The organism is Limnohabitans sp. 15K, assembly GCF_002778285.1.
Classification (GTDB): domain Bacteria; phylum Pseudomonadota; class Gammaproteobacteria; order Burkholderiales; family Burkholderiaceae_C; genus Limnohabitans_A.
Genome location: NZ_NESM01000001.1, coordinates 1,617,168 through 1,640,798, shown reverse-complemented (window position 1 = coordinate 1,640,798; position 23,631 = coordinate 1,617,168). Strand labels below are relative to the sequence as shown.

Here is a 23,631-nt window from a genome sequence, read left to right as displayed (position 1 = left end):
TGCGCATGAGCTTGAACAAACAAATCAGCGATTGGCAAGGCCGCCGCGTTTGGCTGGTGGGCGCATCGACCGGCATTGGCCTGGCCTGCGCGCAGGCCTTGCGTGCAGCAGGTGCGCAAGTGGTGGTGTCGGCCCGCAAACCGCAGGGTGTGCTGGCGTGGGCCGCGCAAGATGCTGGCGTGCAGTGGCGCCCCCTCGATGTGTGCGATGGGCCCCAAGTACAGGAAACGGCCCAAGCGCTGTTGGCCGAAGGCCCGCTCGACATGGTGGTGTACGCCGCAGGTTGCTACCAGGCCCAACGCGCCACCGCCATGGATTTGGCAGACATGCTGCAGCACGACAAGGTCAATTACCAAGGCGCTTTGCAGGTCATTCATGCGGTGCTGCCCAGCATGCTCGCGCGCCACAGCGGGCACATCAGTGTGCTCAGCAGTGTGGCCGGCTGGCGCGGTTTGCCCAATGGGCTGGCTTATGGCCCCACCAAGGCGGCGCTCACCCACTTGGCCGAGACGCTTTACATCGACCTGCAAGACCAAGGCATTGGCGTGAGTGTGGTCAATCCTGGTTTTGTGGCCACGCCGCTCACCGCGCAAAACCAATTCACCATGCCGGCGCTCATCAGCCCCGAAGAGGCCGCACGCGAGATGCTCAAGGGATGGGCGCAGGGCCAGTTTGATATCCATTTCCCCAAGCGCTTCACCTTGTGGCTCAAGCTCTTGCGATTGCTGCCCTACCGTTTGTACTTTCCGCTGGTGCGACGCTTCACCGGTTTGTAAACCCACTTTGAGAGTGCCCATGGACACACGACAAACCACGCAAAACTTGGCCGCGTTTTTTGAAACTTTGACGCCGCAAAGCGTGGCGCAGTTGCCCACGCTTTACGACGTGCAAGCCACGTTCAAGGACCCCTTCAACGAGGTGCAGGGCTTGCCCGAGATTGATCGTATTTTTCGGCACATGTACGTCGCACTCGATCAGCCGCACTTCGTCATCACCGCGCAATTGGTCGATGGCGCGCAAGCCTTCTTAACTTGGGAGTTCCGTTTTCGCTTCAAACGTTTCGACACCACCACCATGCAGACCGTGCGCGGTGGCAGTCATGTGGTGTTCAACGAACAAGGCTTGGTGACGATGCACCGCGATTATTGGGACGCAGCCGAGGAGTTGTACGAAAAACTCCCGGTGGTGGGTGGCGCGATGCGCTGGCTCAAAAAACGCGCCAACACCTGAGGGTGTTCAGGCTTGGCGAATCGGTCAGCCCGGCAAGCTGTCCACAAAGCTCTGCCGCTGTGCCAGTTTGTCGTACAGCTTGTGCAGGTTCGGGTAAGGCGTGCGCCAGTCGATCTGCGGAAAGCGGAAGTCCAAATAACCTACTGCACAACCCACAGCGATGTCAGACAGGGACAGGTGGATGCCGGAACAAAACGCTTTGTCGCCCAAACCGTGACTCATGGCACGCAAGGCATGCTGAATCTTGTCGAGTTGACGGTCAATCCAGGCTTGGCTGCGTTGGCTGTCTTGGCGCTCGGTCCAGACCGCTTCCATGCGGGCCAGCAAGGCCGCATCCAGCAGACCGTCGGCCAAGGCTTCCCATGTTTTGACTTCGGCGCGTTCGCGTCCGGCCGTTGGAATCAATTTGCCCACTGGCGACAAAGTGTCCAAATATTCCACGATCACGCGCGAATCGAACACCGCTTCGCCACCTTCCATCACCAAGCACGGCACTTTGCCCAGAGGGTTGGTGGCGTGGATGCCCGTCTGTGCCGACCACACGTCTTCGGTGACGAATTGGTAGTCCAGTTTTTTCTCGGACATCACGATGCGCACCTTGCGGACATAAGGACTGGTGACGGAGCCAATGAGTTTCATAAATGAGGGGGTAATGCCATTGAAGGATGGCCGATTCTAGGTGAAACACACGGTGATTCTTCCATCGGCCGAGCATTTGGGGCGATGGCTTTTGCCGGGGTGGTGGGAATTACAATCAAAGCATGAATTTTTCCCCTATTGCCGCTCTTTCGCCGCTGGATGGCCGTTACGCCAGCAAACTCAATGCCTTGCGCCCGCTCATGAGCGAGCAGGGGTACATGCACCGCCGTGTGCAGGTTGAGATCGCTTGGTTCATTGCCTTGTCCGATGCCGGCTTTGCCGAATTCAAGCCGTTGACGCCGGGTGCACGCAGTTACCTGACGGGCCTGGTCAAAAACTTCAGCGAAGCCGACGCCGTCGCGATCAAAGAGTTTGAGAAAACCACCAACCACGACGTGAAGGCCGTCGAGTACTGGATCAAGTCCAAGTTCAAAGACCGTCCTGAATTGGAAAAAGCCGCCGAGTTTGTGCACTTTGCTTGCACCAGCGAAGACATCAACAACACCAGCCATGCCCTGCAGCTCAAGGGCGCGCGTGCGCAGGTCATCTTGCCGGGTCTCGATGGCCTGATCGCCAAACTGCGCGAGATGGCGCACCAATTTGCCGAGGTGCCCATGCTCAGCCGCACCCACGGCCAGACGGCCAGCCCCACCACCGTGGGCAAGGAAATGGCCAACGTGGTGATGCGCTTGAACGGCTGTCGCACCAAAATCGCTGCTGTGCCCTTGATGGGCAAGATGAATGGCGCGGTAGGCAACTACAACGCCCACTTGTCGGCTTGGCCTGACTTTGACTGGGAGGCCTTTGCGCGCCAAGTGGTCGAGACGCCTGAAATCGGTGAGACCCAGTTTGCCCAATGGGGCTTGGGTTTGACGTTCCAGCCCTACAGCATCCAGATCGAGCCGCACGATTACATGGCCGAGTTGTTCGACGCAGTCGCTCGCAGCAACACCATCCTGATCGACCTCTCGCGTGACATCTGGGGTTATGTGAGTCTGGGTTACTTCAAACAGCGGCTCAAAGCTGGCGAAATTGGTTCTTCCACCATGCCACACAAGGTCAACCCGATCGACTTTGAAAACGCCGAAGGCAACCTGGGTCTGGCCAACGCCGTGCTCAAACACCTGAGCGAGAAGCTGCCGATCAGCCGCTGGCAGCGTGACCTGACCGATTCGACCGTGCTGCGCAACATGGGCGTGGGCCTGGGTTACACCACGCTGGCCTATGCCTCGCTGATGACGGGCCTGAACAAGCTGGAGCTGAACGAAGAAGCCTTGGCTGCCGATTTGGATGCCGCCTGGGAAGTGCTGGCCGAGCCGATCCAGACCGTGATGCGCCGCTATGGCGTGCAGGGCGCCTACGAAAAGCTCAAAGAAGTCACCCGTGGCAAGACCGTGACCGCTGCTGATTTGCATGGTTTGATCCAAGGATTGGAGATCCCCCAAGCCGACAAAGACCGCCTGCTGGCCATGACGCCCGGCAGCTACGTCGGCAAGGCCGCTGAGTTGGCCCGCAGGGTTTAAGGCTCACATGGCCCTCAAATCCACCATCTACAAAGCCAATCTGTCGATCGCTGACATCGATAACAGCTATTACGAAGACCACCAGCTCACGCTGGCGCGTCACCCGAGCGAGACCGACGAGCGCATGATGATCCGCCTGCTGGCGCTGGCCATCAACGCCTTCAAGCTGCAGGCCGTGTGCAACGGCGACGGCAAGCTGGCCTTCGGTGCGGGCCTGTCGGACCCGGACGATCCAGACGTCAGCCTGCGCGACTTCACCGGCCAGACCCGCATGTGGATCGAAGTCGGCCAGCCCGAAGACAAGCCCATCATGAAAGCCTGCCAAAAGGCCGATGAGGTCCTGCTGTACTGCTTCAACCACGCAGCCGAAGTCTGGTGGAAAGGCATCGAAACCAAGCTGACGCGCTTGGACAAACTGCAGGTCTGGCGCGTGCCGACTGAAGGCTCTCAGGAGTTGGCCAAACTGGCCGAGCGCAGCATGCAGTTGCAAGCCACCGTGCAAGAAGGCAGCGTGACCTTCAGCAGCGACAAAGGCAGCGTGCACATCGAGCTGATCCGCTGGAAATAAGCCTGGCCTCATGGGCTGAAGTGGTAGCCCCGCCCCCGAGGCGATGGCGCGTGGACCCAAAGCCCGCTCGCTCGCAGTGGGTCAGGGCTTGAGATCGAGCGTGACCTGAGCCTCTGCCGCAGCCTTGGCCCAGTGACGGTCTTCCGCGGCACGTTCGGCGTATTTGTTGAACCGCCACGACGTGCCATCGGCCGTGATGCGTTGCCAGATGCCGCGCTTTTCACCGGGTGTCATCTCGATCCACAGTTGTACTTCTTCAAAACTGCGGCCGCAGCCCTTGCAGGTCTCGTCGCCCTGGCTGGTCGAGCAAATGGCAATACAGGGCGTATCGGGCGTGGTGGCGTACCAGTCTTGCCAAGCTTCGGCGGCGGCCAATGGCAAGGTGAACTCATCGGCCAGGTCGTGTTTGTAATAGACCATCAGGGCATACACCTCGGCCAAGGCGCGCAGCTCGCGCGGCAGGGATACCCCGTCAGGAGAGGGGTTCTTGGCGCGCCAATGGTTGATGGCCGCTTCGATGTCGGTGATGTGGATTCCGGCCATGGTGTGTTTGAAGGAGGAGCGCGATCATAGCGCTTTCAACCGGTTCCCTCAGGCTTGAAATGGTCATCCAATGTCCCCAGCGTTTGCAAGGTAAAACCAAGATCAGGTTTAATCTAGGTAAGAAGGGGAGTAGCTCCCTATCGCCGTGGCCTGCAAAGGGCCCGGTTAGATGAGCCGTCAATACGTAGCGCAAGCTTCCGGTTCATCTGGCACAAGCCCCGCTTGTTGCTGAGCAAGACCTTCGATCCATACCTGTAAAGGGTGGGTCGACCGTGTTGCTGACAGTGTCTTTGCTGTCTGCACGTTTCCGACTCGCCCCCAGCAGGTTCAACACATTGAACCGGAGTCTCTCATGGAATTTTTATCTGCACCTTGGTGGTCGGCATTGCTGGCCATTATTTTGATCGACCTCGTCTTGGCGGGTGACAACGCCATCGTGATCGCACTGGCCGCTCGCAGTTTGCCTGCAGACTTGCAAAAGAAAGCCATTTTTTGGGGTACCGTGGGGGCGATTGCCGTGCGCGGCGTGATGACCATTGGCGTGGTCTGGCTTTTGCAAATCCCGGGCCTCATGTTGGTGGGTGGTTTGGGCTTGCTGTGGGTGGCTTACAAATTGTTGGCCGACACGGGCCACGACGATGACCATGGTCCCGTGGTCAGCACCTTTTGGGGTGCCATGAAAACCATTGTGGTGGCCGATGCGCTGATGGGCGTGGACAACGTCTTGGGTGTGGCCGGTGCCGCACATGGCTCGTGGGACCTGGTCATCATCGGCCTTTTGATCAGCGTGCCGATTGTGGTGTTTGGCAGCTCGGTGGTGCTCAAAATGGTGGAGCGTTTCCCGATCATCATCCAGTTGGGCGCTGCTGTGTTGGCATTCACCGCCGCCAAGATGGTGATCAGCGAGCCTTTGCTTGACACTTACTTTGACGCGCCCTCTCAGGCCGTGTGGCGTTGGATGGCCTACATTGTGGCCATTGTGGCTGTTTTGGGTGCCGGTTGGTGGGTCAACAAAAAGCCTGCAACAGCAGAAGTCTGAAGTGCGTCAGCGCTCCGTTTGCATCTCTCGCACCAGTGCTTGAGTTTGCCGCAAACGGGCGTCCACAATCGAGGCTTCGATGTGGTCGCCCGCTTGCAAGCGGTTGTTTTTGGCCCAGTCCTGAGCGGCACGAAAGCGATCGACAGCGCCTGACCAGTCCATGCGGGCCATTTGCGCTTCGCCCTCTGCTCGCAGTGAAGCCAACATTTGGCCTTGCATGGCCAGCAACCGAGCCAAAGTGTTCCAAGCTTGTGCATCGTGCGGGTTCAAGGTCACTTGTTCGCGCAACAATTGGGTGATTTTCGTGCGGCCGGGTTGCTCCGGCAATCTCAGAAAAGCCTCGGCTGTGGCCATCAACTCGGGTCTGGGCAGTGTTGTGTGGTTCAGGCTTTCCAGGGTTTTGAGAGCCTGCGCAAATCGATCGTTTTTGGCCGCTACTTCGGCCTGGAGCAGGGTCACCAAACGCAGGGCGTCTGACTGGGGTGCGTTGGGTAAAACCAGGGATGACACCACCCCTGACAAAGCGGTTGCCGTGCGTTCTGCCTCTGAGGCGTTGCGCAGTTGCAAATGAGCCAAGGTGGCTGCATACAAGGCCCCGGCTTTTTGCGCGGGAGTCGCTTGTGCGGATGTGGCTTTGCCATCTTGCGTCCAGGCCTTCAAGGCTTCTGGGCTGTTTTGTGACATCGCTCTGGCCCGAGCGGCCATCATGGCCTGAGCCAAGTCTGTGGACGGGCGAGCCGTGCTGTTGTTCAGTTGCAAACGCGACTGCATGTCGGCGATGCGTTCGGTGGTCAAGGGATGGCTGCGCAAGTAAGGGAATGCGCCGTTGTCGTTCACACCTGCCGCTTGCTGCAGTTTGGCGAACATGCCGACAAACCCTTGGGTGTCATAACCGGCATCGGCCAGAACACCAAAACCCACCCGGTCTGCTTCACGCTCCATGTCGCGTGAATAACGCAACTGCGACTGAATGGCTGCGGCTTGTCCACCCACCATCAAGCCTGTTGCAGCTTGCGGGTTCTTGCTGATCGCCAGTGCGCCCAAAATCATCGAGCCAATGAGCAAAGGCGTCATCTTGCCCTGCTCGTCCATCGAGCGTGCGATGTGGCGTTGCGTCACATGGCTCAACTCGTGGGCCAGCACCGAAGCCAGCTCGTCGTTGGAACTGACCACCGCAATCAAACCCAAATGCACCCCCAAATACCCGCCCGGCAGCGCAAACGCGTTCACTGAACGGTCACGTCCCAGCAAAATGCGCCATGCAAAACGCTCTTGTAATTCAGGCGATAGCTCACCCCGCGCAACCGCAGCTTTGACCAGTGGTGCCCACAGCCGCTGGATGTATTCGTCGAGCACAGGGTCTTCCAAGTAGTCTGGGTCGCGGTAAAGCTCGCGTGCAATACGGTCGCCCAATTTCCGCTCTGCCCCCAGCGAAATGCCTTCGCTGTTGCCCAAGGTGGGCAAGGCGTTGTTTTGAGTCCAGGCAGGCTGCATGCCCAAAGCGCACACCAGCACGGTCAGCACCCATTTGGGAGAGCGCAATAAAGGTTTCAAGGTCTTGGTTTTCATGAATCCAGAGAGAACAAGAGGCCGTCTTTTACCTTTGTGATGCCCCTTGTGATCCCCGTATGATGCGCCATTCTTGTCAACCTTTTGTAAATGGTTTTAACCATCTCCACCATGACCCAGTCTACCGATGTCTTGACCCACTTTGACGCCCAAGGCCAAGCCCACATGGTGGATGTGGGCAGCAAATCCAGCACCCGCCGCATCGCGGTCGCCACGGGGCGTATCGAGATGCTGCCTGCCACGCTGGCGCTGATTCAGTCGGGCAACGCCAAAAAAGGCGATGTGTTGGGCATCGCCCGCATCGCCGGCATCATGGGGGCCAAAAAAACCAGTGAGCTGATCCCCTTGTGTCATCCCATTGGGCTGACCCGGGTGGCGGTCGAGTTCGAGGTGTTGGCCGCTGAATCCACCGTGGTCTGCACCGCCACCGCCGAAACCATCGGCCAGACAGGCGTCGAGATGGAAGCCCTCACGGCCGTGCAAGTCGCCCTGCTCACCATTTACGACATGTGCAAAGCTGTGGACCGGGGCATGACCATGACCGGGATCACCTTGCTGGAAAAGCAAGGTGGCAAGTCGGGGCATTGGGTGGCCCCTTGATGGTCCCCACCAGCCTTTAATGCCGATTGAAGTCAGCGACACGCACTGCTGGGCTCACTCGACAAACGGTTCAATGCCGATGGGTTTGAGCACAGCGTCTGCGGGAGGGGTGGTCAAGAATCGGGTCAATGCACGCGCCGCTTCGGCATGCTTGGACTGAGGGTTCACGCCTGTTGCGAAGCCAATCCAGGTTTGCAGCTCTTTCGGAATCAAGCCCAGCATGTCAACGCCGGGCACCCCATAAATGCGCGATGCCACCACCACGACCATGTCCACAGTGCCCGTGGCCACCACCTCGACGTTGTACTCGCCGGGCATGGGGCGAAGTTTGGGTTTCATTTCTGCGCCAATGCCCATGCGGTCCAACAGGTTGACAAAATAAATGCCACTGGCGCCATCGCCGGGGTAGGCCACTGAGTTGATGCTCAGCATGGTTTTCTTGAAACCTTCTGGGGTCGAGATGTCCGGTTTGGGTGCGCCGGCCTTGATGGCGGCACCCAAGCCAATCCGGCCGATCACTGCGCGTGAATTGGCCGCCACTTTACCTTGCTGAATCAACTCATCGAGGACCGGGGGATTGAGAACCGTGACGTCAAAATACTCGCCTGCTTCGATTTTCTTTTTGACATCCGGATTCACAAAAAAATCAACGCTCACTTTGTGCCCTGTGGCTTGCTCAAACTGTTTGACCAAAGCAATGACGGCAGGACGTGAACCGTTGCCGCTGAGCACTTTGAGCTCGACAGCTTGGGCCAAGGCGCAAGTCAGGCCCAAGCCAGCCAGCAAGGCACGGGAGAAGAAGGTAGCAGTTTTCACAGGGTCTCCGATCGTTGTTTGCCACCAGTATAGAGGTCTCAATTCCAGTGGCTGTGCCCGTTTTTCTCACACCCCACTGAATAACTGGGCCCGTCTTTTCCAGACTTCCCAAGGACGGTCCAAATGTTCGTCGTTCATTCTGGAGGTGGCCTCCACCTCCCCGTCCGAGAGGAAGTTGACGTTGCCTTGGCGCATGGCGTCGCTTTGCAGCTTGGCATTGTTTTCGGTGTAAATGGCCCTGAACACCACTTGTTGGATCGAAAAACCGACCACCACGTTGCCGTGGCCGCGCAGCAGCGCGACGGCGTTGTCACCCAAATCCTTGGCCAGAGCTTTGCCCAGGGCCTGATTGCGGATGAGCAAGTCGGTGTTGTCGCCAGCGGCGTCTCTGATTTCAAACACGGGCACTTGTGAACCCAAAAATCCGCTCATGTGACAAATAGGTCGCAAGCGGGCCCCTGTGACGCCAAACGAAATGATGGCCGGGGAGTGGCTGTGAATCACGGCTTTCACATCAGGACGGCTGCGGTAGATTTCACTGTGGATGAAGCGCTCCACGTAGGTTTTTCGGCCTTGTTCGTCATGCACATTGCCGTCCAGATCACAAGAAACAATGTCTGCCGCTGTGACCAGGCCGGGTGCCATGCTTCGGGCGATCAGGAAGCGATCCGGGTGGCGTTCGTCGCGCACACTGATGTGCCCGAAGCCATCCAAAACGCCCTCGTTCACAAGGATGTGGTTTGCAACGACCAAATCGTCCATCACGGTCGCATGGGCATTCAGGGTCATAGGAGGCCTCTTTCGTATCAGTGTTTACTTCAATTGCAAATGTTTGCGAATGGATTATCGTCACGAAATTCATTTTAAAAACCAGAGAAACCACCATGAACTGTCTTCAGCGTATCTTGACCAGTTGGACGGCTGGCCTGCTGCTCGCTACACCGGCTTTGGCCCAAAATTACCCGCAGCGGCCCATTCAAATGGTGGTGCCGGTGTCTGCTGGCGGCGGCACCGATGTCATGGCCCGCACGGTCGGTCAAAAAGTGGGTGAGTTGCTGGGCCAAGCCATCGTGGTTGAAAACAAGACCGGCGCGGGCGGCAACATTGGTGTTGAATACGTGGCGAAGGCCAAAGCCGATGGCTACACCTTGTTGTTCTCGCCCAATACGATCGCCACCAATGTGGCGGTGTACCGCAAGCTGCCGTATGACTTGTTGAAAGACTTTCAGACCGTGGCTTTGGTGGGGCAAACCGATGTGGTCTTGGTCGTGAATGCCTCACTCAAGGCGAACAACCTCAAAGAATTTGTAGACCTGGCCAAAAGTAAACCCGGGGCTTTGAACTACGGTTCTGCCGGACTGGGCAGTTCGCAGCATTTGACGGCTGAATATTTCAACCAATTGGCGGGCACCAGCGCCAACCACGTTCCGTATAAAGGCCAGTCGCAGGCCATGAACGACTTGGTGAGTGGGCAACTGGATTACATGTTCAGCCCTTTGCAAAACGCCCTGCCATTCATCAAGCAGGGGCGCATCCGTGCCGTGTCCCTCGCTGCCAAGCAGCGTCACCGTGATTTGCCGCAGACGCCCACCTTGGCAGAGTCTGGCTATCCCGGCGCAGAAGTTTCCAACTGGTTTGCGCTGTATGCGCCCGCAAACACCCCAGCCAACATCATCAAGCCTTTGCACGCGGCCTTCACCAAGGTGCTCAAACAACCCGAGATGAAGACCAAGTTGGAGGCCATGGGTTTTGACATTGTTGCGGCGACGCCCGATCAGGCCACCGACTTCATGCGTTCCGAATTGGTGCGGTGGTCCCGTGTAACGGCCCATGCGGGCATCAAGGCGGAGTGAACGTTGGCCCCGGGCCGGTCGCCACCATCACTGCCCAGGCAACGGCTCTGATGGGAAGGCCGCTCGCCACCGGTCTGCATGCAGCGCCACCAAATCCCGTTGACCGAGCCTGTGCGCGCTCAAAATCAGCTGACGCACCACCTTGGGCTCGGGGGAGTAATGCAGCATCTCTTGGCTGTTGGCCAGCACCCAAGCTGCGTTTTCTGGGGTGATGTGGGTGGTGGTCACTTCGGCAAAGGTGGCCGAACGCTTGAAAAACCAACTGCTGCGGGCCGCGCCCAGTGGGTTTTCACGCCAGACCGGCCAACGCTCTGCGGCGGGCATGTAAATTTGCCGTGCACGCACATAGTCGGCGCCCACCATGCACACGGTCACGAAAAGCAAGCTGCTCGCCAGTTGCAGACTGCGTGAGGTGCCCGTTTGAAGTCCCGAGCTTGGGCTCAGCAGTAACACGCCGCACAAAAGCATGGCCATTTGGAACGGGCCGTACCAAAGCGGAAACTCCAACAAACTGTGCAAACCGATCACGGCCAGCACCGACCACGCCAATTGGTGGGTCGGCTTTTGGCTCATCCATGGTCGTGCCCGTGCCAAGATCACCAGCAGCAAAAGACCCAAAACGAGGGCGACGGGTATGCCCAGCGCGAAAGCCACATGCAAAGGCAAGTTGTGGGCGTTGCCCAAAATGTTGCAAAACCGTTGCTCTGGACCGCCGCCATAGGGCGTGATGTAGTGGGCGTATTTGAGTTCGTCCCAACCCCAACCGCCCCAAGGCTTTTGCCCAATCAGTTGCAGCACGTTGCCCCACAGCACGCGTCGGCTGCCGCAGCCTTCATCCTGGCCCATGCGGCTCAAGGCGTCGCTGATGTCTTGCCCAGACCAGACGCTCAAAGCCCAAGGCAAAGCCCAATTGGCGAGCAGGTAAATCGCCAAGGTCCAAAAGCCCAACCGTGCTGACAGACGGGATGTTTCTAGGCGGCATCGGTAAGCCCAAAATACGACCAAGCCGCCAATCAGCAGCATGTGCAGCAAACCGGTGCGCGACGCCGTGGCGGCGTGGCCTGTGGCCAAGACGGCAAGCATCCACAGCGCATGTCGGGTTTTCAGCCCATGCGCTTGCCACCACAGTACGGCCAATACGCCGATGGCCAGCAAAGTCGCCAGCTGGTTGCGCTGGCGCAAATTGGCGCTCGCTTCACCCGGGGCCGACGCATACAGCCAAGGGCTCAAGCCCTCAGCGGCCCCAAAGTATTGGACGAGCCCCATGGCGCTGCTGATCAGGGCCGCGATGGCCCAGGCTCTGGCAATGTCCAGCGGTGTGAGGCGTTGGCCACCCACCAACAGCCAAGCGATGCAGCCCCAGCTGACGAGCAAGGGCACGGTGTTGGCTTGAGGCCCGGGCGACCAGGGCGCAACCCAAGGCAGCACCATCAGCACGCCCAAAAGCAAAGCGCGCAAAACGCTGAGGGTTCTGAATTCGGTGCTTGGCGTGAGGGCGCTCATGATGCGATCCTCACCATGAAAAACGCCCTGGGTTCAGCAGGGCGTTGGGGGGTGCATACAAGGTTCAGGACGCTTTGCATGAAGCGGGCAGGTACTTGACCGGCAAGCCATTGCTGCTGGCCGGGCCGCAGCGCCAGCCTGAGATGGTTTTGCCGCCATCGGTGCTGCCGTTGACCGGGGTGTCGCCCGTTTGCAAGGGCGTCAACGCGATGGTGTTGGCCGAAGCATTGGTGCTGCCGCGCAGCGCCTCGTGCTGACCCACCACGGTGATCACGCCATTGCCATCGACCGCCACACTGGCCACGTACTTGCTGGTTTGGCTGTCACAGACCTTGGGCAAAGCCGAAGACACATTGACCTCGGCCGAAGAGCTGATGGCCTCATTCACGGCCGTTTTGCACCCGTTGGCCGCCAAAAGCATTTCAGACACTTTGGCCCGAATGGCGTAATCCTGGTACGCCGGCAAAGCCAGCGCACCCAAAATGCCGATGACCGCGATCACGATCATCAACTCGATCAATGTCAAACCTTGTTGGTTTTTTGTCATGGTTGTCTCTCCCTGTTGAATGGAATTCGATGGTAATTGAATCACCGTTTGAATTCCACCCCGAGATGCACCAGACAAATCACTCGGCTGAGGGTTCGGGTTTTTTGGCGGATGCCATTTTGCCGATGCCCAGAACCAAAGCGGCGCCCAGCGCTGGTGCAGCAAGGTGCAACCAACCATTGGCTTCAACAACCGCTTTCAGTGCCACATCGCTGACGATGGTCTCGCCACCAACCCAGCCGATCAAACCAGCACCCAGCCAAATGATGATGGGGAAGCGGTCCATCAATTTGATCATCAGTTTGCTGCCGAAAACCACCAACGGAATGCTGATGGCCAGGCCCAACACCAACAGGGTCATGCTGCCTTTGGCAGCGGCGGCCACGGCGATCACGTTGTCCAGGCTCATCACCAGATCGGCGATCAAGATCGTGCGAATGGCGACCCAAAGGCCAGACTTCTCGTCGCCGCCTTCATCGCCTTCGTCCTCACCGTGCAGCAGTTGCGTGCCCACCCACAGCAGCAAAATGCCACCCACAATTTGCAGGTAAGACAGTTCCAGCAATTTGGCAGCCACGACCGTGAGACCAATTCGCAACACGACAGCGGCACCCGAGCCAAACATGATGGCTTTTTTCTGCTGTTCAGCAGGCAAGGAACGTGCGGCCAGCGCGATGACAACGGCGTTGTCACCCGACAAGATGATGTTGATCCAGATGATCTTGAGCAGACCAATCCAAAACTCTGTTGTTTGTAGCAATTCCATGTTGTTCTCCGTGATTTAAAAAACCAAAGCGCTGACAACCTTCGTTGGCAGCGCTTGGGGTACAGGCTCCAGAGTTTAATCTGTCAAGCCTGCCCTGAAGTGCGTCATTTTCCTGATGTCTGAACCCCAAGAGGTTTACACACCGTGATTACTTCAACTGAGCCTTGAGCAATTTGCCCAATTCAGATGGGTTGCGTGTGACGATGAAGCCGCACTCTTCCATGATGGCCAGTTTGGCATCAGCAGTGTCTGCACCGCCAGAAATCAAAGCACCCGCATGGCCCATGCGCTTGCCGGGAGGGGCAGTCACACCGGCGATGAAGCCCACGATGGGCTTCTTCATGTTGGCCTTGCACCACATGGCAGCTTCAGCTTCGTCTGGACCGCCGATTTCGCCGATCATGATGACGGCGTCGGTGTCTGGATCGTCGTTGAAAGCCTTCATCACGTCGATGTGCTTCAAACCGTTGATCGGGTCACCACCGATACCGACGGCGCTGGATTGGCCCAAGCCGACCTCGGTCAACATCGCCACGGCTTCATAAGTCAAAGTGCCCGAACGGGACACCACGCCAATGCGGCCTTTGCGGTGGATGTGACCGGGCATGATGCCGATCTTGATTTCGTCAGGGGTGATCAGACCAGGGCAGTTGGGGCCCAGCAGCAGCGTGCGCTTGCCGCCAGCAGCTTCTTTGGCCTTCATCTTGTTGCGCACTTCGAGCATGTCGCGAACTGGAATGCCCTCGGTGATGCAAATCGCCAAGTCGAGGTCGGCTTCAACGGCTTCCCAGATGGCGGCTGCCGCGCCTGCTGGGGGCACGTAGATCACGGACACAGTCGCGCCCGTGTTTTGAGCCGCTTCTTTGACCGATGCGTAGATTGGGATGTTGAAGATGGACTCGCCAGCCTTCTTGGGGTTCACACCCGCGACGAAGCAGTTCTTGCCGTTCGCGTATTCCTGGCACTTTTCAGTGTGGAATTGACCGGTTTTGCCGGTGATACCTTGGGTGATGACTTTGGTGTCTTTGTTGATGTAGATGGACATGTTTGTTCCTAATCAGTTGAGGACAGATCTCAAGATCTGTCCCCAAAGTCATTACTTAACGGCTGCGACGATGGCGGTCGCGGCTTCGGCCATGGTGTCGGCAGAGATGATGGGCAGACCGGAATCGGCCAGCATCTTCTTGCCCAGCTCGTCGTTGGTGCCCTTCATGCGCACCACCAATGGCACTGACAAGTTCACGGCTTTACAAGCTGTGATCACGCCGCTGGCGATGGTGTCGCACTTCATGATGCCGCCGAAGATGTTGACCAAAATGCCTTTGACATTCTTGTTGGCCAACATGATCTTGAACGCTTCAGTGACTTTCTCGGCCGTCGCGCCGCCGCCCACGTCCAAGAAGTTGGCAGGCTCGCCGCCAAACAACTTGATGGTGTCCATGGTGGCCATGGCCAAGCCAGCGCCGTTGACCAAGCAACCAATGTTGCCGTCCAAGGAGATGTAGGCCAAGTCGAACTTGGAAGCTTCCACTTCAGCAGGATCTTCTTCGTCCAAATCGCGGTAAGCCACGATTTCGGGGTGACGGAACAGGGCGTTGGAGTCAAAGTTGAACTTCGCGTCCAAGGCCATCACGTTGCCTTTGCTGTCGCGGTTCAGTGGGTTGATTTCCACCAATGAAGCATCGGTTTCCATGTAGCACTGGTACAGCTTCTTGAAGATGTCCACGGCTTGGGCGGTGGAATCTGCAGGCATGCCGATGGCGTCAGAGATCTTCTTGGCTTGGGCATCACCCAGACCGGTCAGAGGATCGATGAACTCGGTGATGATCTTTTCGGGGGTGGAGTGAGCCACTTCCTCAATGTCCATGCCGCCTTCGCTCGAAGCGATGAAAGCGATCTTTTGGGTGGCGCGGTCGGTGACCACAGACACGTAATACTCTTTGTTGATGTCAGCGCCGTCCTCAATATAGAGACGACGGACTTTTTGGCCTTCGGGGCCAGTCTGGTGCGTCTTGAGCTGCATGCCCAGGATCTCGCCAGAGATGCGTTTCACGTCGTCGATGGTTTTGGCCACTTTGACGCCGCCGCCTTTGCCACGGCCACCGGCGTGAATCTGGGCCTTGACCACCCAAACTGGGCCGCCGAGTTTTTGAGCGGCTTCAACCGCCTCTTGCACCGTGAACGCCTGGATGCCGCGTGGAACGGGCACACCGAATTGACGCAAGATTTCCTTGCCTTGGTACTCGTGAATCTTCATGAGGTCTTCTCTCAGAGGGGTGGAATTCGACCGGTCTGTCGGAGACCTTCAATCATGGAGGACCGCCAACAGGCTCTGGACACTGCAGCCTAGGACTGTATCATGCTGCATTGCACCAATCCTGATCCTTGCGTCTTACATCGACATGACGCTGGGCACCTGAATTCTTGTGAAAGTAATACCCATGGCCAAAATATTCATCGATGGCGAAGCCGGCACCACAGGTTTGCTGATCCGTGAGCGCTTGGCCTTGATGCCCCAGATCGAGGTGCTCAGCATTGACCCCGTCCGCCGCAAAGACCCCGAAGCCAAACGCGAGTTGATGGCCGCAGCTGATTTGGTGGTGCTGTGCCTGCACGACGATGCCGCCATCGAATCGGTGGCCATGATTGACAGCTTGCCCGGGCGCAAGCCGCGCATCATCGACGCCTCCACCGCACACCGTGTGGCACCGGGTTGGGTTTACGGTTTTCCAGAGTTGACCGCTGGCCAACGTGGTGCCGTGGTGAACGCCCAGCGCGTGGCCAACCCCGGCTGCTACGCCACGGGTGCCATTGCTTTGCTGCGCCCCTTGATTGAAGCCGGCTTGTTGCCCGTCGACTTTCCCGTGGCGCTGCCATCGGTCAGCGGCTATTCGGGCGGTGGCCGCACCATGATCGAAGATTTTGAGACGGGCAAAGCCCCGCTTTTTGAAGCCTATGCCTTGGGCCTGGAGCACAAACACATCCCGGAAATCATGGCCTACACCGGTCTCAGCCGCCGCCCCTTGTTCGTGCCATCGGTGAGCAATTTCCGCCAAGGCATGCTGGTGCAACTGCCCCTCCATTTGGACACCTTGCCTGGTCAGCCCAAAGCGGCCGATTTGCACGACGCGCTGGCCAAGCACTATGGCCAAAGCCCAGACAGCTGGGTGAGCGTGTTGCCGGCCACCGACAACGGCAAGCTCGACGCCACCGCCTTGAACGACACCAACCAACTGGAAATCCGCGTTTTTGCCAACGAAACCCACCGCCATGCGTTGTTGATGGCGCGTTTGGACAATTTGGGCAAAGGCGCCAGCGGCGCTGCGGTGCAGAACCTGCAGTTGATGCTGGGAGTCTGAGCGCAGACGCGCCCATTCAAATTTCGACTTAACCCGCTTTGACTTCGCTGAGCAAATCGGGATGACGGTCCAGCAACTTGAACAACTTGACCAAGGCCAGTGGCGGCTTGGTCTTCCCGTTCTCATACCGTGAGAACGCATTCACACCGCCACCGAACAACTCGGCAGCTTGCCGCTGGTCAAGATCGAGTTTTTTGCGAACTTGAGCGATGTAAATGGGATCTACATAAGCAGCGTTGACTTGGCGCTGAAAGGCAGCCAACTTCGCGCCATATTGATCGCCGTGTTGGCGGCTCAGAACAACTTCATGGCACGCCGGGCAAAAGTCGCCCGTTACACCGGGAATAACGGTTTTTTCGCTTTTGTAGGTGTACTGAAGATCACGCGTATCGTGAACGAGTTCGGCAGCGCCGCAAGCAGGGCATTTCATGGTCATCGCTCCTTGAAGGAAACAATCAACACGTCATCAACGACGGTGAGCTTCAAGTACAACTCACGACCAGCCGTGACCTTGACGTGGTAAAAGTCTTGCCAGATGCGGTGATCGGCATGGGTGGTCATGCTTTTGTAAAAGTCTGATGGGCCAAGCGCCAAAACAACGGCGCACATGCCTGCCAAGTCGTTGATGCCCAACTCGCTAGCGCCGTTGAATGCGCTCACAGTGGCTTTGACGTGACCATCCGCTACCAAGGCTTTTACAACGTGGAGCTTGCATTGAGGTGTGCTTTTTTCCATGTTGATAATAACCTATTTGATGAATTAACCAAGTAGGTTTAATTGGTCCTTGGTTTTCGCATCTCAGAAGTCTTCTGCGCCGGAGACAACCTTGCGCACCACCTCGGGCGCAAAGCCGCGGCTCACCAAAAACCGCACTTGCTTGAGCCTTGCCGCTTGGTCGGCAGGTGGCTCGCCAAATTTCTTTCGCCAGACTTCTTGGGCTCGCGCCAGTTCGGTGCCGCGCATTTCTTGCACGGCTTCGGCGATGGCTTCGGCTGGCAAGCCCTTGGCTTGCAATTCTTGACGCACCCGAGAGGCACCGAGCTTGCGCGAACGGTTGTTCACCACCGACTCCACCACGCGTTGCTCGTTGATGAAGTCTTTGGCCTGTAAAAAATCCAAAGCCTCGGCCAGCTCGCCCGGTGTTTCTTCAAACGGTTTGAGCTTGCGCTCCAGCTCCAAGCGTGAGTGCTCGCGCTGGCTCAAAAGCCGCAAGGCGCGGCCTTTGAGCGAGGGCTGGAAGCCGGACTTGTTCAAGCTTGGCCTCCTGCCAACGGCCTTTTACTCGCCTTTGGGCTCGGCAATGGCCGATTCCAGCAAGCGGATGCCCAGTGATTCGCGGACCTTGTTTTCGATCTCGCGGGCCAAAGCCGGGTTTTCGCGCAAGAACTCACGGGCGTTGTCGCGGCCTTGGCCGATTTTCTCGCCTTGGTAGGCATACCAAGCACCCGACTTGTCGACGATCTTGGCGGTCACGCCCATGTCGATGACCTCGCCTTCTCGGCTGATGCCCTCACCAAACAGGATGTCGAACTCGGCCGTCTTGAAGGGCGGTGCGACTTTGTTCTTGACCACTTTGACTTTGGTCTCGTTGCCGATCGCGTCGTCACCCTTTTTGATGGTGCCGGTGCGGCGGATGTCCAAACGGACCGAGGCGTAGAACTTGAGCGCGTTGCCGCCGGTGGTGGTTTCGGGGCTGCCGAACATGACGCCGATCTTCATGCGGATCTGGTTGATGAAGATGACGGTGCAGTTGGTCTTCTTGATGGTGGCGGTGAGCTTGCGCAGGGCTTGGCTCATCAAACGCGCTTGCAGGCCGGGCAAGCTGTCGCCCATGTCGCCTTCGATTTCGGCCTTGGGGGTCAAGGCGGCCACCGAGTCGATGACGACCAAGTCCACCGCGCCCGAGCGCACCAAGCTGTCCACGATTTCCAGGGCTTGTTCGCCCGTGTCGGGCTGGCTGACCAGCAGCTCTTGCAGGTTGACGCCCAGGTTTTGGGCGTATTGCACGTCCAAGGCGTGCTCGGCGTCGACAAACGCGCAGGTGCCGCCCAAGCGTTGCATTTCGGAGATGACTTGCAGGGTCAGGGTGGTTTTACCGGAAGATTCTGGGCCGTAGATTTCGATCACGCGGCCACGGGGCAAGCCGCCCACGCCCAAAGCGATGTCCAGGCCCAAAGAGCCGGTGGACACCACTTGGATGTCGGCGATGACTTCGCCTTCGCCCAAGCGCATGATGGTGCCTTTGCCGAATTGTTTTTCAATCTGGGCCAGGGCGGCTTGCAGGGCTTTAGACTTTTCGCTGTTGTCGTCGCTCATGGGAATCTCCTTGAATATCAATGGGTTGGGGCACCTGGTTCAGCGCTGATGCGTTGTTTACTGGATGCGTGAACAGTACTGTAAACGACCTGTACAAACGTGTAAACGTTATTTTTGGTCAGTTTGCCTTATCATTTGAAGCCATGAAAATGAACCACAAAGCCGACACCACCGCCGCTGTGGACACCCTTTCAGAACCCCTGGACATGCAGGACGACCGTTGGCGGCAGACACATTTAGGCCGTTTGCTGGGCCACGCCATGCGCCGCTTTGACGAGCGCGTGTTGCACTTGATGGCGGGCAACGAGGGCGTGCCGCTGGCCTTGGCCAACTTGGCTTCGCGTGACCAGATCAGCGCCGCACATGTGCACATCACGCGACATTTGGCTTTGCAAGGCTCGCGCTTGACCGATTTGGCACGCGCAGCCGGGATGAGCAAGCAGGCCATGGGAGACTTGGTGGACCAATGCACCGCATGGGGCTTGGTGCAACGCGAACCCGATCCCTTGGATGCACGGGCCCGGCGTGTGGTGTTCACGCCTGTGGGCTTGGCTTGGTTGCAAGCTTTCAAGGATGCGGTGGCCCAGGCTGAGACCGAATTCCGCGAAGCCGTGGGCAAAGACGTGGCCACGGTCGTCGCATTGGGCCTGGAGGCGTATGCGCATTGACAGGCGCTAAGCGTGAACGACGGCTGCTGGGTAGGCGGCAGAGCGCGGACCAGAACAACATGCGCCAGACACTAGAATTGCAAAAGCTGCAACCCACCCCAGACTGCGCCGCACCCACAAAAATAGGAGACAGCCATGCGAATTCTGATAGCCGAAGACGATCAGGTGCTTGCCGACGGATTGCTGCGCACCTTGCGCAGCGCAGGCGCTGCCGTCGACCATGTGGCCAGTGGCAGCGAGGCCGATGCAGCCTTGATGACGAACAGTGAATTTGATTTGCTGATCCTGGACTTGGGCCTTCCCAAAATGCACGGTCTGGAAGTCCTCAAGCGTTTGCGCTCGCGTGGCTCTGTCTTGCCAGTCCTGATCCTCACGGCGGCAGACAGCGTGGAAGAACGTGTCAAAGGGCTGGATTACGGCGCTGATGACTACATGGCCAAACCCTTCAGCCTGCAAGAACTCGAAGCCCGCGTGCGCGCCCTCACCCGCCGTGGCATGGGCGGCGCCACGTCGCAAATCAAACACGGACCGCTGATCTATGACCAGTCTGGCCGCGTGGCCACCATCGACGGCAAGATGGTCGAGTTGTCTGCCCGTGAGTTGGGCTTGCTCGAGGTGCTGTTGCAACGCGCCGGTCGCCTGGTCAGCAAAGACCAGCTGGTCGAGCGTCTGTGTGAATGGGGCGAAGAGGTCAGCAACAACGCGATTGAGGTGTACATCCACCGTTTGCGCAAGAAGATTGAAAAAGGCCCGATCCGCATCGCCACCGTGCGCGGCTTGGGTTATTGCCTCGAAAAAATCCCGGCCTGAGCGCTGGGTGATTTGACTTTCAAACCCGCCGAAACCAAGACAGCGCCGCCATGAAATCCCGGGGCTGGAGTGTGCGTCTTTTCAAGCGGGAGCAGCGCTCCTTGTTCGGCGAAATCCTGGATTGGATGCTCACGCCTTTGCTTTTGCTGTGGCCGATCAGTTTGGCCTTGACCTGGTTGGTGGCGCAGGGCTTGGCCAACAAACCCTTTGACCGTGCCTTGATCTACAACGTGCAAGCCCTGGCCCAACAGGTCAAGTTGGGGCCAGACCAACGCGTGCAATTCAACTTGCCGCAACCGGCCAGTGAACTGCTGCGTGCCGATGAGACCGACTTGGTTTATTACCAAGTGCTCGGTGGTGCCAAAGAGCACCTGAGCGGTGAGCGCGATTTGCCCATGCCACCGAGCGATCAAGACAAGGGCAGCAGTTACGAGGTGCACATTCGCGACGATGAAATGCGCGGCTTGGAAGTGCGTGTGGCCTACACCTGGATCCGCCTGGACGCCGAGGGCAACAATCCGGCTTTGGTGCAGGTGGCCGAAACGCGTGAAAAGCGCTCAGTGCTGGCCGCCGAGATCATCAAGGGCGTGATGCTGCCCCAGTTCGCCCTTTTGCCATTGGCCGTGCTTTTGGTATGGCTGGCGCTGGTACGCGGCATCAAACCCTTGTCGCAGCTGGAAGAGCGCATCCGCGCCCGCAAACCCGACGACTTGAGCCCACTGGATGACAAAGCCGTGCCCATGGAGGTGGCCCCCTTGGTGGTTTCGGTGAACGACTTGTTAGAACGCCTGAAAGACTCCATCGTCACACAAAAACGTTTCTTGGCCGGTGCTGCGCACCAGCTCAAGACCCCCTTGGCGGGCTTGCGCATGCAGGCCGATCTGGCCCAGCGTTCGGGTTCGAGTGAAGAGGATTTGAAGAAATCGTTGAAGCAGATTGGACGCGCCAGCGTTCAGGCCACCCACACCGTGAACCAGTTGTTGTCATTGGCACGCGCCGAAGGCGGCGGCGTGCACCCCTCCCAACAAAGTTGCGACGTGGTCATACTGGCCAGCGATGTCTTGCAAGACTGTCTGCCAGGCGCCATGGACAAAGGGCTGGACCTGGGCTACGAAGGCGTGGACTCGGGCACCCCGGGCGCACAGGTGATGGGCAACCCCACCTTGCTCAAAGAAATGCTGCGCAACCTCGTTGAAAACGCGGTGCATTACACACCCAGCACGCCCGAGCGCCAAGGGGTGGTCACGGTGCGCGTGTTGGTGGACCCCTACAGCAAAGCCTTGGTCATTCAGGTTGAAGACAACGGCCTCGGCATTCCGGTGGCTGAGCGTGAACTGGTGTTTCAGCCCTTTTACCGGGCGCTGGGCACCAACGTGGACGGCTCGGGCTTGGGCCTGCCCATCGTCAAGGAAATTGCACAGCAGCACGGGGCTTCCATCACGGTGGATGCTTCACACCCCGGGCACAACCCCCCGGGCGCGTGCTTCACGCTGCGCTTCAGTCCTTTGGCGTGAACCCGCTCAGGCGGGCTTGCCCATGTTCAGTTGCAAACGCTCGCGCTCGATCACCCGGGCGACGGCAGGCTCTGCCGCTACTTTTTGCACAAAGGCCCACAGCGCGGGGTGTTCTTCGGGCGCAATGCCGGCGATCGTTCCCCATCGCGTGAGTGTCAGGCTGTAGGCATCAAGCGGGCCGAAGCGTTCACCGCTGAGCCAGGCTTGACCTTGGCTTGCGGCCTTTTCCACCAGCGCTTGCAATTCGCCCAACATGCCGCGAAACAATTGGATGTTGTAGGGTTTGAGCGCCGCTTGCACTTCAGGCAGGTCCGAGAAGTTTTGCGGCATGAAGATGTGCGTGAAAGTGGGGTGTACCGTGTTGTTCATCCAAGCCAAGGTGGACAGGGCTTGGGCGCGGGCCAGCGGCTCGGCGGGCAGAAAGCCCATTTCAGGGAACACTTGGTCCAAGTGCAGCACGATGGCCAAAATTTGTGTGATGGGTTGGCCGTTGCTCACCAGCACGGGCACCTGGCCGCGTGGGTTGATGGCTTTGTAGTCATCGCTGTTTTGCTCACCTTTGTGCAGCTTGACCATGCTCGGCTCAAACTCGGCGCCGCTCATCTCCAACAAAACATGGGGCACAAAAGAGCAAGCGCCCGGGGAGAAATAAAGTTTCAGGCTCATGGTCAATCTCGGTTTTCAGTGGGTTTCAAGGGGTCTCAGCGGCCAAGCGTTTCGCCACAGCTTCAGGGCTTTTGATGGTCAAGGCTTCTGGGCGAATCTGTTGACCCAGCCGCTCAGGCTCGCGTGCGGTGTTGGGGCCAAAGCCCCAGCGTGCAAAAGCGTCCCACTGCCAAGCCAGTGTGACGGCATTCAAGACCAACAAAACAGCGATCAAAAAACGGGTCATGGCTTGGGGTCCGAAACAGGAAAGGGTCTCACGCTGATCTCGGCGCTGTGGATTTCTTGCACACCCGCATCGGTCTGCAAGCGCAAGGCGCCTGTGGTGCCGACACCCAGCGCCTCACCCACTTGGCCGTCGCTGGTGTGCACCTGGCGGCCCTTGAGCGCATCACGCGATTCAAATCGGCCTTTCAGGGGCGCAAAGCCTTCGCTCTCGAATGTGAGCAGCGTCTGGATGAGCGGGAGAGCCACGCGTGCCAAACATGCGGGCCCGGTCAAGTCGGGTAGCAGTTCGGTCAAGGCAGCAGGCGGTGTGTTCAGGCCGTCGGCTCCGCGCGGACGGATGTTCAGTCCCACGCCCACCACCACTTGGCTGCGTCCAGCCATGCTGGCCGCTTCCACCAAGATGCCGCCGATTTTGCGGTCTTCGAACCACAAATCGTTGGGCCATTTCAGCTGCACACCCGGATGCAGGCTCTCCGCCAAGCTCAAGCCCACGGCCAAAGACAAGCCGGACCAGTCTTGGGGTGCGAGGGACAAGCTGAGTGAGAAGGTGAGCGAGTCGCCAGGCTGGCTTTGCCAGACACGTCCCATGCGTCCGCGACCTGCAGTTTGACGCTCGGCCACCAGCAAGGTCGCTTCATGTTGGCCTGCGCGAGCGCGGCGCATCAACTCGCTGTTGCTTGAATCGATCTCGGGCAGCACTTCGACCGTGAAGTCGGGCAACAGGGGGAAGACCTGTTCCCAAATTGCTTCAGCGGGCCAAGGGGTGGGCGTGATCATGCTTTGACGAGGGCGCGTGTGTGGGGCGTTGTGGGAGCAAGCCCCTGCTCGCGAAGGTATGCGCTTCTCAAACGCCAGCAAAGCTTCAAGCGCATTCGGC

General features: G+C 58.5%; 28 protein-coding genes. 11 read left to right on the top strand and 17 right to left on the bottom strand.

Translation table 11 applies throughout. The features are described 5' to 3' along the window. Positions 1-5: 5 nt before the first annotated feature. A complete protein-coding gene (locus B9Z40_RS07785) occupies positions 6-776 on the top strand; it encodes an SDR family oxidoreductase (protein WP_100172993.1) in 771 nt (256 codons plus the stop codon). Positions 777-795: 19 nt separating this feature from the next. After that, complete coding sequence (locus B9Z40_RS07780) at positions 796-1,230, top strand: nuclear transport factor 2 family protein (RefSeq protein WP_100172632.1); 435 nt, start codon at positions 796-798, stop codon at positions 1,228-1,230. Positions 1,231-1,254: 24 nt separating this feature from the next. Here the strand turns inward: B9Z40_RS07780 and B9Z40_RS07775 are convergent, their stop codons facing one another. Further along, positions 1,255-1,869: a glutathione S-transferase N-terminal domain-containing protein gene (locus B9Z40_RS07775; protein WP_100172631.1), complete on the bottom strand. Its 615-nt coding sequence runs from the start codon at positions 1,867-1,869 to the stop codon at positions 1,255-1,257. 122 nt (positions 1,870-1,991) lie between these two features. Between B9Z40_RS07775 and purB the strand changes: the two genes are divergently transcribed. Then, positions 1,992-3,392 (top strand): adenylosuccinate lyase, encoded by a 1,401-nt coding sequence (gene purB, locus B9Z40_RS07770; RefSeq protein WP_100172630.1) that lies wholly within the window; start codon positions 1,992-1,994, stop codon positions 3,390-3,392. A gap of 7 nt (positions 3,393-3,399) precedes the next feature. After that, a complete protein-coding gene (locus B9Z40_RS07765) occupies positions 3,400-3,960 on the top strand; it encodes a YaeQ family protein (RefSeq protein WP_100172629.1) in 561 nt (186 codons plus the stop codon). Between the two features lie 81 nt (positions 3,961-4,041). Here the strand turns inward: B9Z40_RS07765 and B9Z40_RS07760 are convergent, their stop codons facing one another. Beyond that, positions 4,042-4,503, bottom strand: coding sequence for a DUF3717 domain-containing protein (locus B9Z40_RS07760; protein ID WP_100172628.1), 462 nt, complete (start codon positions 4,501-4,503; stop codon positions 4,042-4,044). 352 nt (positions 4,504-4,855) lie between these two features. On the opposite strand from B9Z40_RS07760, the gene B9Z40_RS07755 reads away from it, so the two are divergent. Beyond that, positions 4,856-5,542 carry a TerC family protein gene (locus B9Z40_RS07755; RefSeq protein ID WP_100172627.1) on the top strand — a complete coding sequence of 229 codons (687 nt, stop codon included), beginning with the start codon at positions 4,856-4,858 and terminating at the stop codon, positions 5,540-5,542. Between the two features lie 6 nt (positions 5,543-5,548). Here the strand turns inward: B9Z40_RS07755 and B9Z40_RS07750 are convergent, their stop codons facing one another. Then, complete coding sequence (locus tag B9Z40_RS07750) at positions 5,549-7,111, bottom strand: M48 family metalloprotease (RefSeq protein ID WP_100172626.1); 1,563 nt, start codon at positions 7,109-7,111, stop codon at positions 5,549-5,551. A 111-nt stretch (positions 7,112-7,222) separates the two neighbouring features. Here B9Z40_RS07750 and moaC point away from each other — a divergent pair, with 111 nt between their 5' ends. Continuing rightward, complete coding sequence (moaC, locus tag B9Z40_RS07745; RefSeq protein WP_100172625.1) at positions 7,223-7,711, top strand: cyclic pyranopterin monophosphate synthase MoaC; 489 nt, start codon at positions 7,223-7,225, stop codon at positions 7,709-7,711. Positions 7,712-7,765: 54 nt separating this feature from the next. Here the strand turns inward: moaC and B9Z40_RS07740 are convergent, their stop codons facing one another. Beyond that, entirely contained in the window at positions 7,766-8,527 is a 762-nt protein-coding gene (locus B9Z40_RS07740) for a substrate-binding domain-containing protein (protein ID WP_158238068.1), read from the bottom strand. Between the two features lie 66 nt (positions 8,528-8,593). Then, a complete protein-coding gene (locus B9Z40_RS07735) occupies positions 8,594-9,316 on the bottom strand; it encodes a class II aldolase/adducin family protein (protein ID WP_100172623.1) in 723 nt (240 codons plus the stop codon). Between the two features lie 95 nt (positions 9,317-9,411). Between B9Z40_RS07735 and B9Z40_RS07730 the strand changes: the two genes are divergently transcribed. After that, the gene (locus tag B9Z40_RS07730; RefSeq protein WP_100172622.1) at positions 9,412-10,380 is read left to right on the top strand and encodes a tripartite tricarboxylate transporter substrate binding protein; all 969 of its coding nucleotides are present in this window, start codon (positions 9,412-9,414) and stop codon (positions 10,378-10,380) included. Between the two features lie 27 nt (positions 10,381-10,407). Here B9Z40_RS07730 and B9Z40_RS07725 read toward each other — a convergent pair whose 3' ends face one another. The 5 genes from B9Z40_RS07725 to sucC form a co-directional block, all read right to left on the bottom strand. Beyond that, positions 10,408-11,883, bottom strand: coding sequence for a PglL family O-oligosaccharyltransferase (locus B9Z40_RS07725; RefSeq protein WP_100172621.1), 1,476 nt, complete (start codon positions 11,881-11,883; stop codon positions 10,408-10,410). 64 nt (positions 11,884-11,947) lie between these two features. Further along, complete coding sequence (locus tag B9Z40_RS07720) at positions 11,948-12,430, bottom strand: pilin (protein WP_100172620.1); 483 nt, start codon at positions 12,428-12,430, stop codon at positions 11,948-11,950. 79 nt (positions 12,431-12,509) lie between these two features. Then, the gene (locus B9Z40_RS07715) at positions 12,510-13,196 is read right to left on the bottom strand and encodes a TerC family protein (RefSeq protein WP_100172619.1); all 687 of its coding nucleotides are present in this window, start codon (positions 13,194-13,196) and stop codon (positions 12,510-12,512) included. Positions 13,197-13,344: 148 nt separating this feature from the next. Then, positions 13,345-14,241 carry a succinate--CoA ligase subunit alpha gene (sucD, locus tag B9Z40_RS07710; protein WP_100172618.1) on the bottom strand — a complete coding sequence of 299 codons (897 nt, stop codon included), beginning with the start codon at positions 14,239-14,241 and terminating at the stop codon, positions 13,345-13,347. Positions 14,242-14,292: 51 nt separating this feature from the next. Beyond that, the gene (sucC, locus tag B9Z40_RS07705; protein ID WP_100172617.1) at positions 14,293-15,453 is read right to left on the bottom strand and encodes an ADP-forming succinate--CoA ligase subunit beta; all 1,161 of its coding nucleotides are present in this window, start codon (positions 15,451-15,453) and stop codon (positions 14,293-14,295) included. 184 nt (positions 15,454-15,637) lie between these two features. Here sucC and argC point away from each other — a divergent pair, with 184 nt between their 5' ends. Continuing rightward, positions 15,638-16,555 carry an N-acetyl-gamma-glutamyl-phosphate reductase gene (gene argC, locus B9Z40_RS07700; RefSeq protein ID WP_100172616.1) on the top strand — a complete coding sequence of 306 codons (918 nt, stop codon included), beginning with the start codon at positions 15,638-15,640 and terminating at the stop codon, positions 16,553-16,555. 28 nt (positions 16,556-16,583) lie between these two features. On the opposite strand, the gene B9Z40_RS07695 is transcribed toward argC, so the two are convergent. The 4 genes from B9Z40_RS07695 to recA all read right to left on the bottom strand — a co-directional run bounded on the left by B9Z40_RS07695 (position 16,584) and on the right by recA (position 18,871). Continuing rightward, complete coding sequence (locus B9Z40_RS07695; protein ID WP_100172992.1) at positions 16,584-16,985, bottom strand: type II toxin-antitoxin system MqsA family antitoxin; 402 nt, start codon at positions 16,983-16,985, stop codon at positions 16,584-16,586. 2 nt (positions 16,986-16,987) lie between these two features. After that, the gene (locus B9Z40_RS07690; protein ID WP_100172615.1) at positions 16,988-17,290 is read right to left on the bottom strand and encodes a type II toxin-antitoxin system MqsR family toxin; all 303 of its coding nucleotides are present in this window, start codon (positions 17,288-17,290) and stop codon (positions 16,988-16,990) included. Positions 17,291-17,353: 63 nt separating this feature from the next. Beyond that, positions 17,354-17,809, bottom strand: coding sequence for a recombination regulator RecX (recX, locus tag B9Z40_RS07685; RefSeq protein ID WP_100172614.1), 456 nt, complete (start codon positions 17,807-17,809; stop codon positions 17,354-17,356). A gap of 24 nt (positions 17,810-17,833) precedes the next feature. Continuing rightward, positions 17,834-18,871: a recombinase RecA gene (recA, locus tag B9Z40_RS07680; protein ID WP_090044113.1), complete on the bottom strand. Its 1,038-nt coding sequence runs from the start codon at positions 18,869-18,871 to the stop codon at positions 17,834-17,836. 206 nt (positions 18,872-19,077) lie between these two features. On the opposite strand from recA, the gene B9Z40_RS07675 reads away from it, so the two are divergent. The 3 genes from B9Z40_RS07675 to B9Z40_RS07665 all read left to right on the top strand — a co-directional run bounded on the left by B9Z40_RS07675 (position 19,078) and on the right by B9Z40_RS07665 (position 21,863). Further along, positions 19,078-19,539, top strand: coding sequence for a MarR family winged helix-turn-helix transcriptional regulator (locus B9Z40_RS07675; RefSeq protein ID WP_100172991.1), 462 nt, complete (start codon positions 19,078-19,080; stop codon positions 19,537-19,539). A 135-nt stretch (positions 19,540-19,674) separates the two neighbouring features. Beyond that, complete coding sequence (locus B9Z40_RS07670; protein ID WP_100172613.1) at positions 19,675-20,349, top strand: response regulator transcription factor; 675 nt, start codon at positions 19,675-19,677, stop codon at positions 20,347-20,349. A gap of 50 nt (positions 20,350-20,399) precedes the next feature. Next, positions 20,400-21,863 (top strand): sensor histidine kinase, encoded by a 1,464-nt coding sequence (locus tag B9Z40_RS07665; protein WP_233204823.1) that lies wholly within the window; start codon positions 20,400-20,402, stop codon positions 21,861-21,863. A 6-nt stretch (positions 21,864-21,869) separates the two neighbouring features. Here the strand turns inward: B9Z40_RS07665 and B9Z40_RS07660 are convergent, their stop codons facing one another. Genes B9Z40_RS07660 through B9Z40_RS07650 form a run of 3 tightly spaced genes read right to left on the bottom strand, consistent with a single transcriptional unit; the run spans position 21,870 to position 23,531 of the window. Next, entirely contained in the window at positions 21,870-22,529 is a 660-nt protein-coding gene (locus tag B9Z40_RS07660) for a glutathione S-transferase family protein (RefSeq protein ID WP_100172612.1), read from the bottom strand. 25 nt (positions 22,530-22,554) lie between these two features. Continuing rightward, the gene (locus B9Z40_RS07655) at positions 22,555-22,755 is read right to left on the bottom strand and encodes a hypothetical protein (protein WP_100172611.1); all 201 of its coding nucleotides are present in this window, start codon (positions 22,753-22,755) and stop codon (positions 22,555-22,557) included. Next, positions 22,752-23,531, bottom strand: coding sequence for a biotin--[acetyl-CoA-carboxylase] ligase (locus B9Z40_RS07650; RefSeq protein ID WP_100172610.1), 780 nt, complete (start codon positions 23,529-23,531; stop codon positions 22,752-22,754). Before B9Z40_RS07650 ends, B9Z40_RS07655 begins: the two co-directional genes overlap by 4 nt. Between the last annotated feature and the right edge of the window lie 100 nt (positions 23,532-23,631).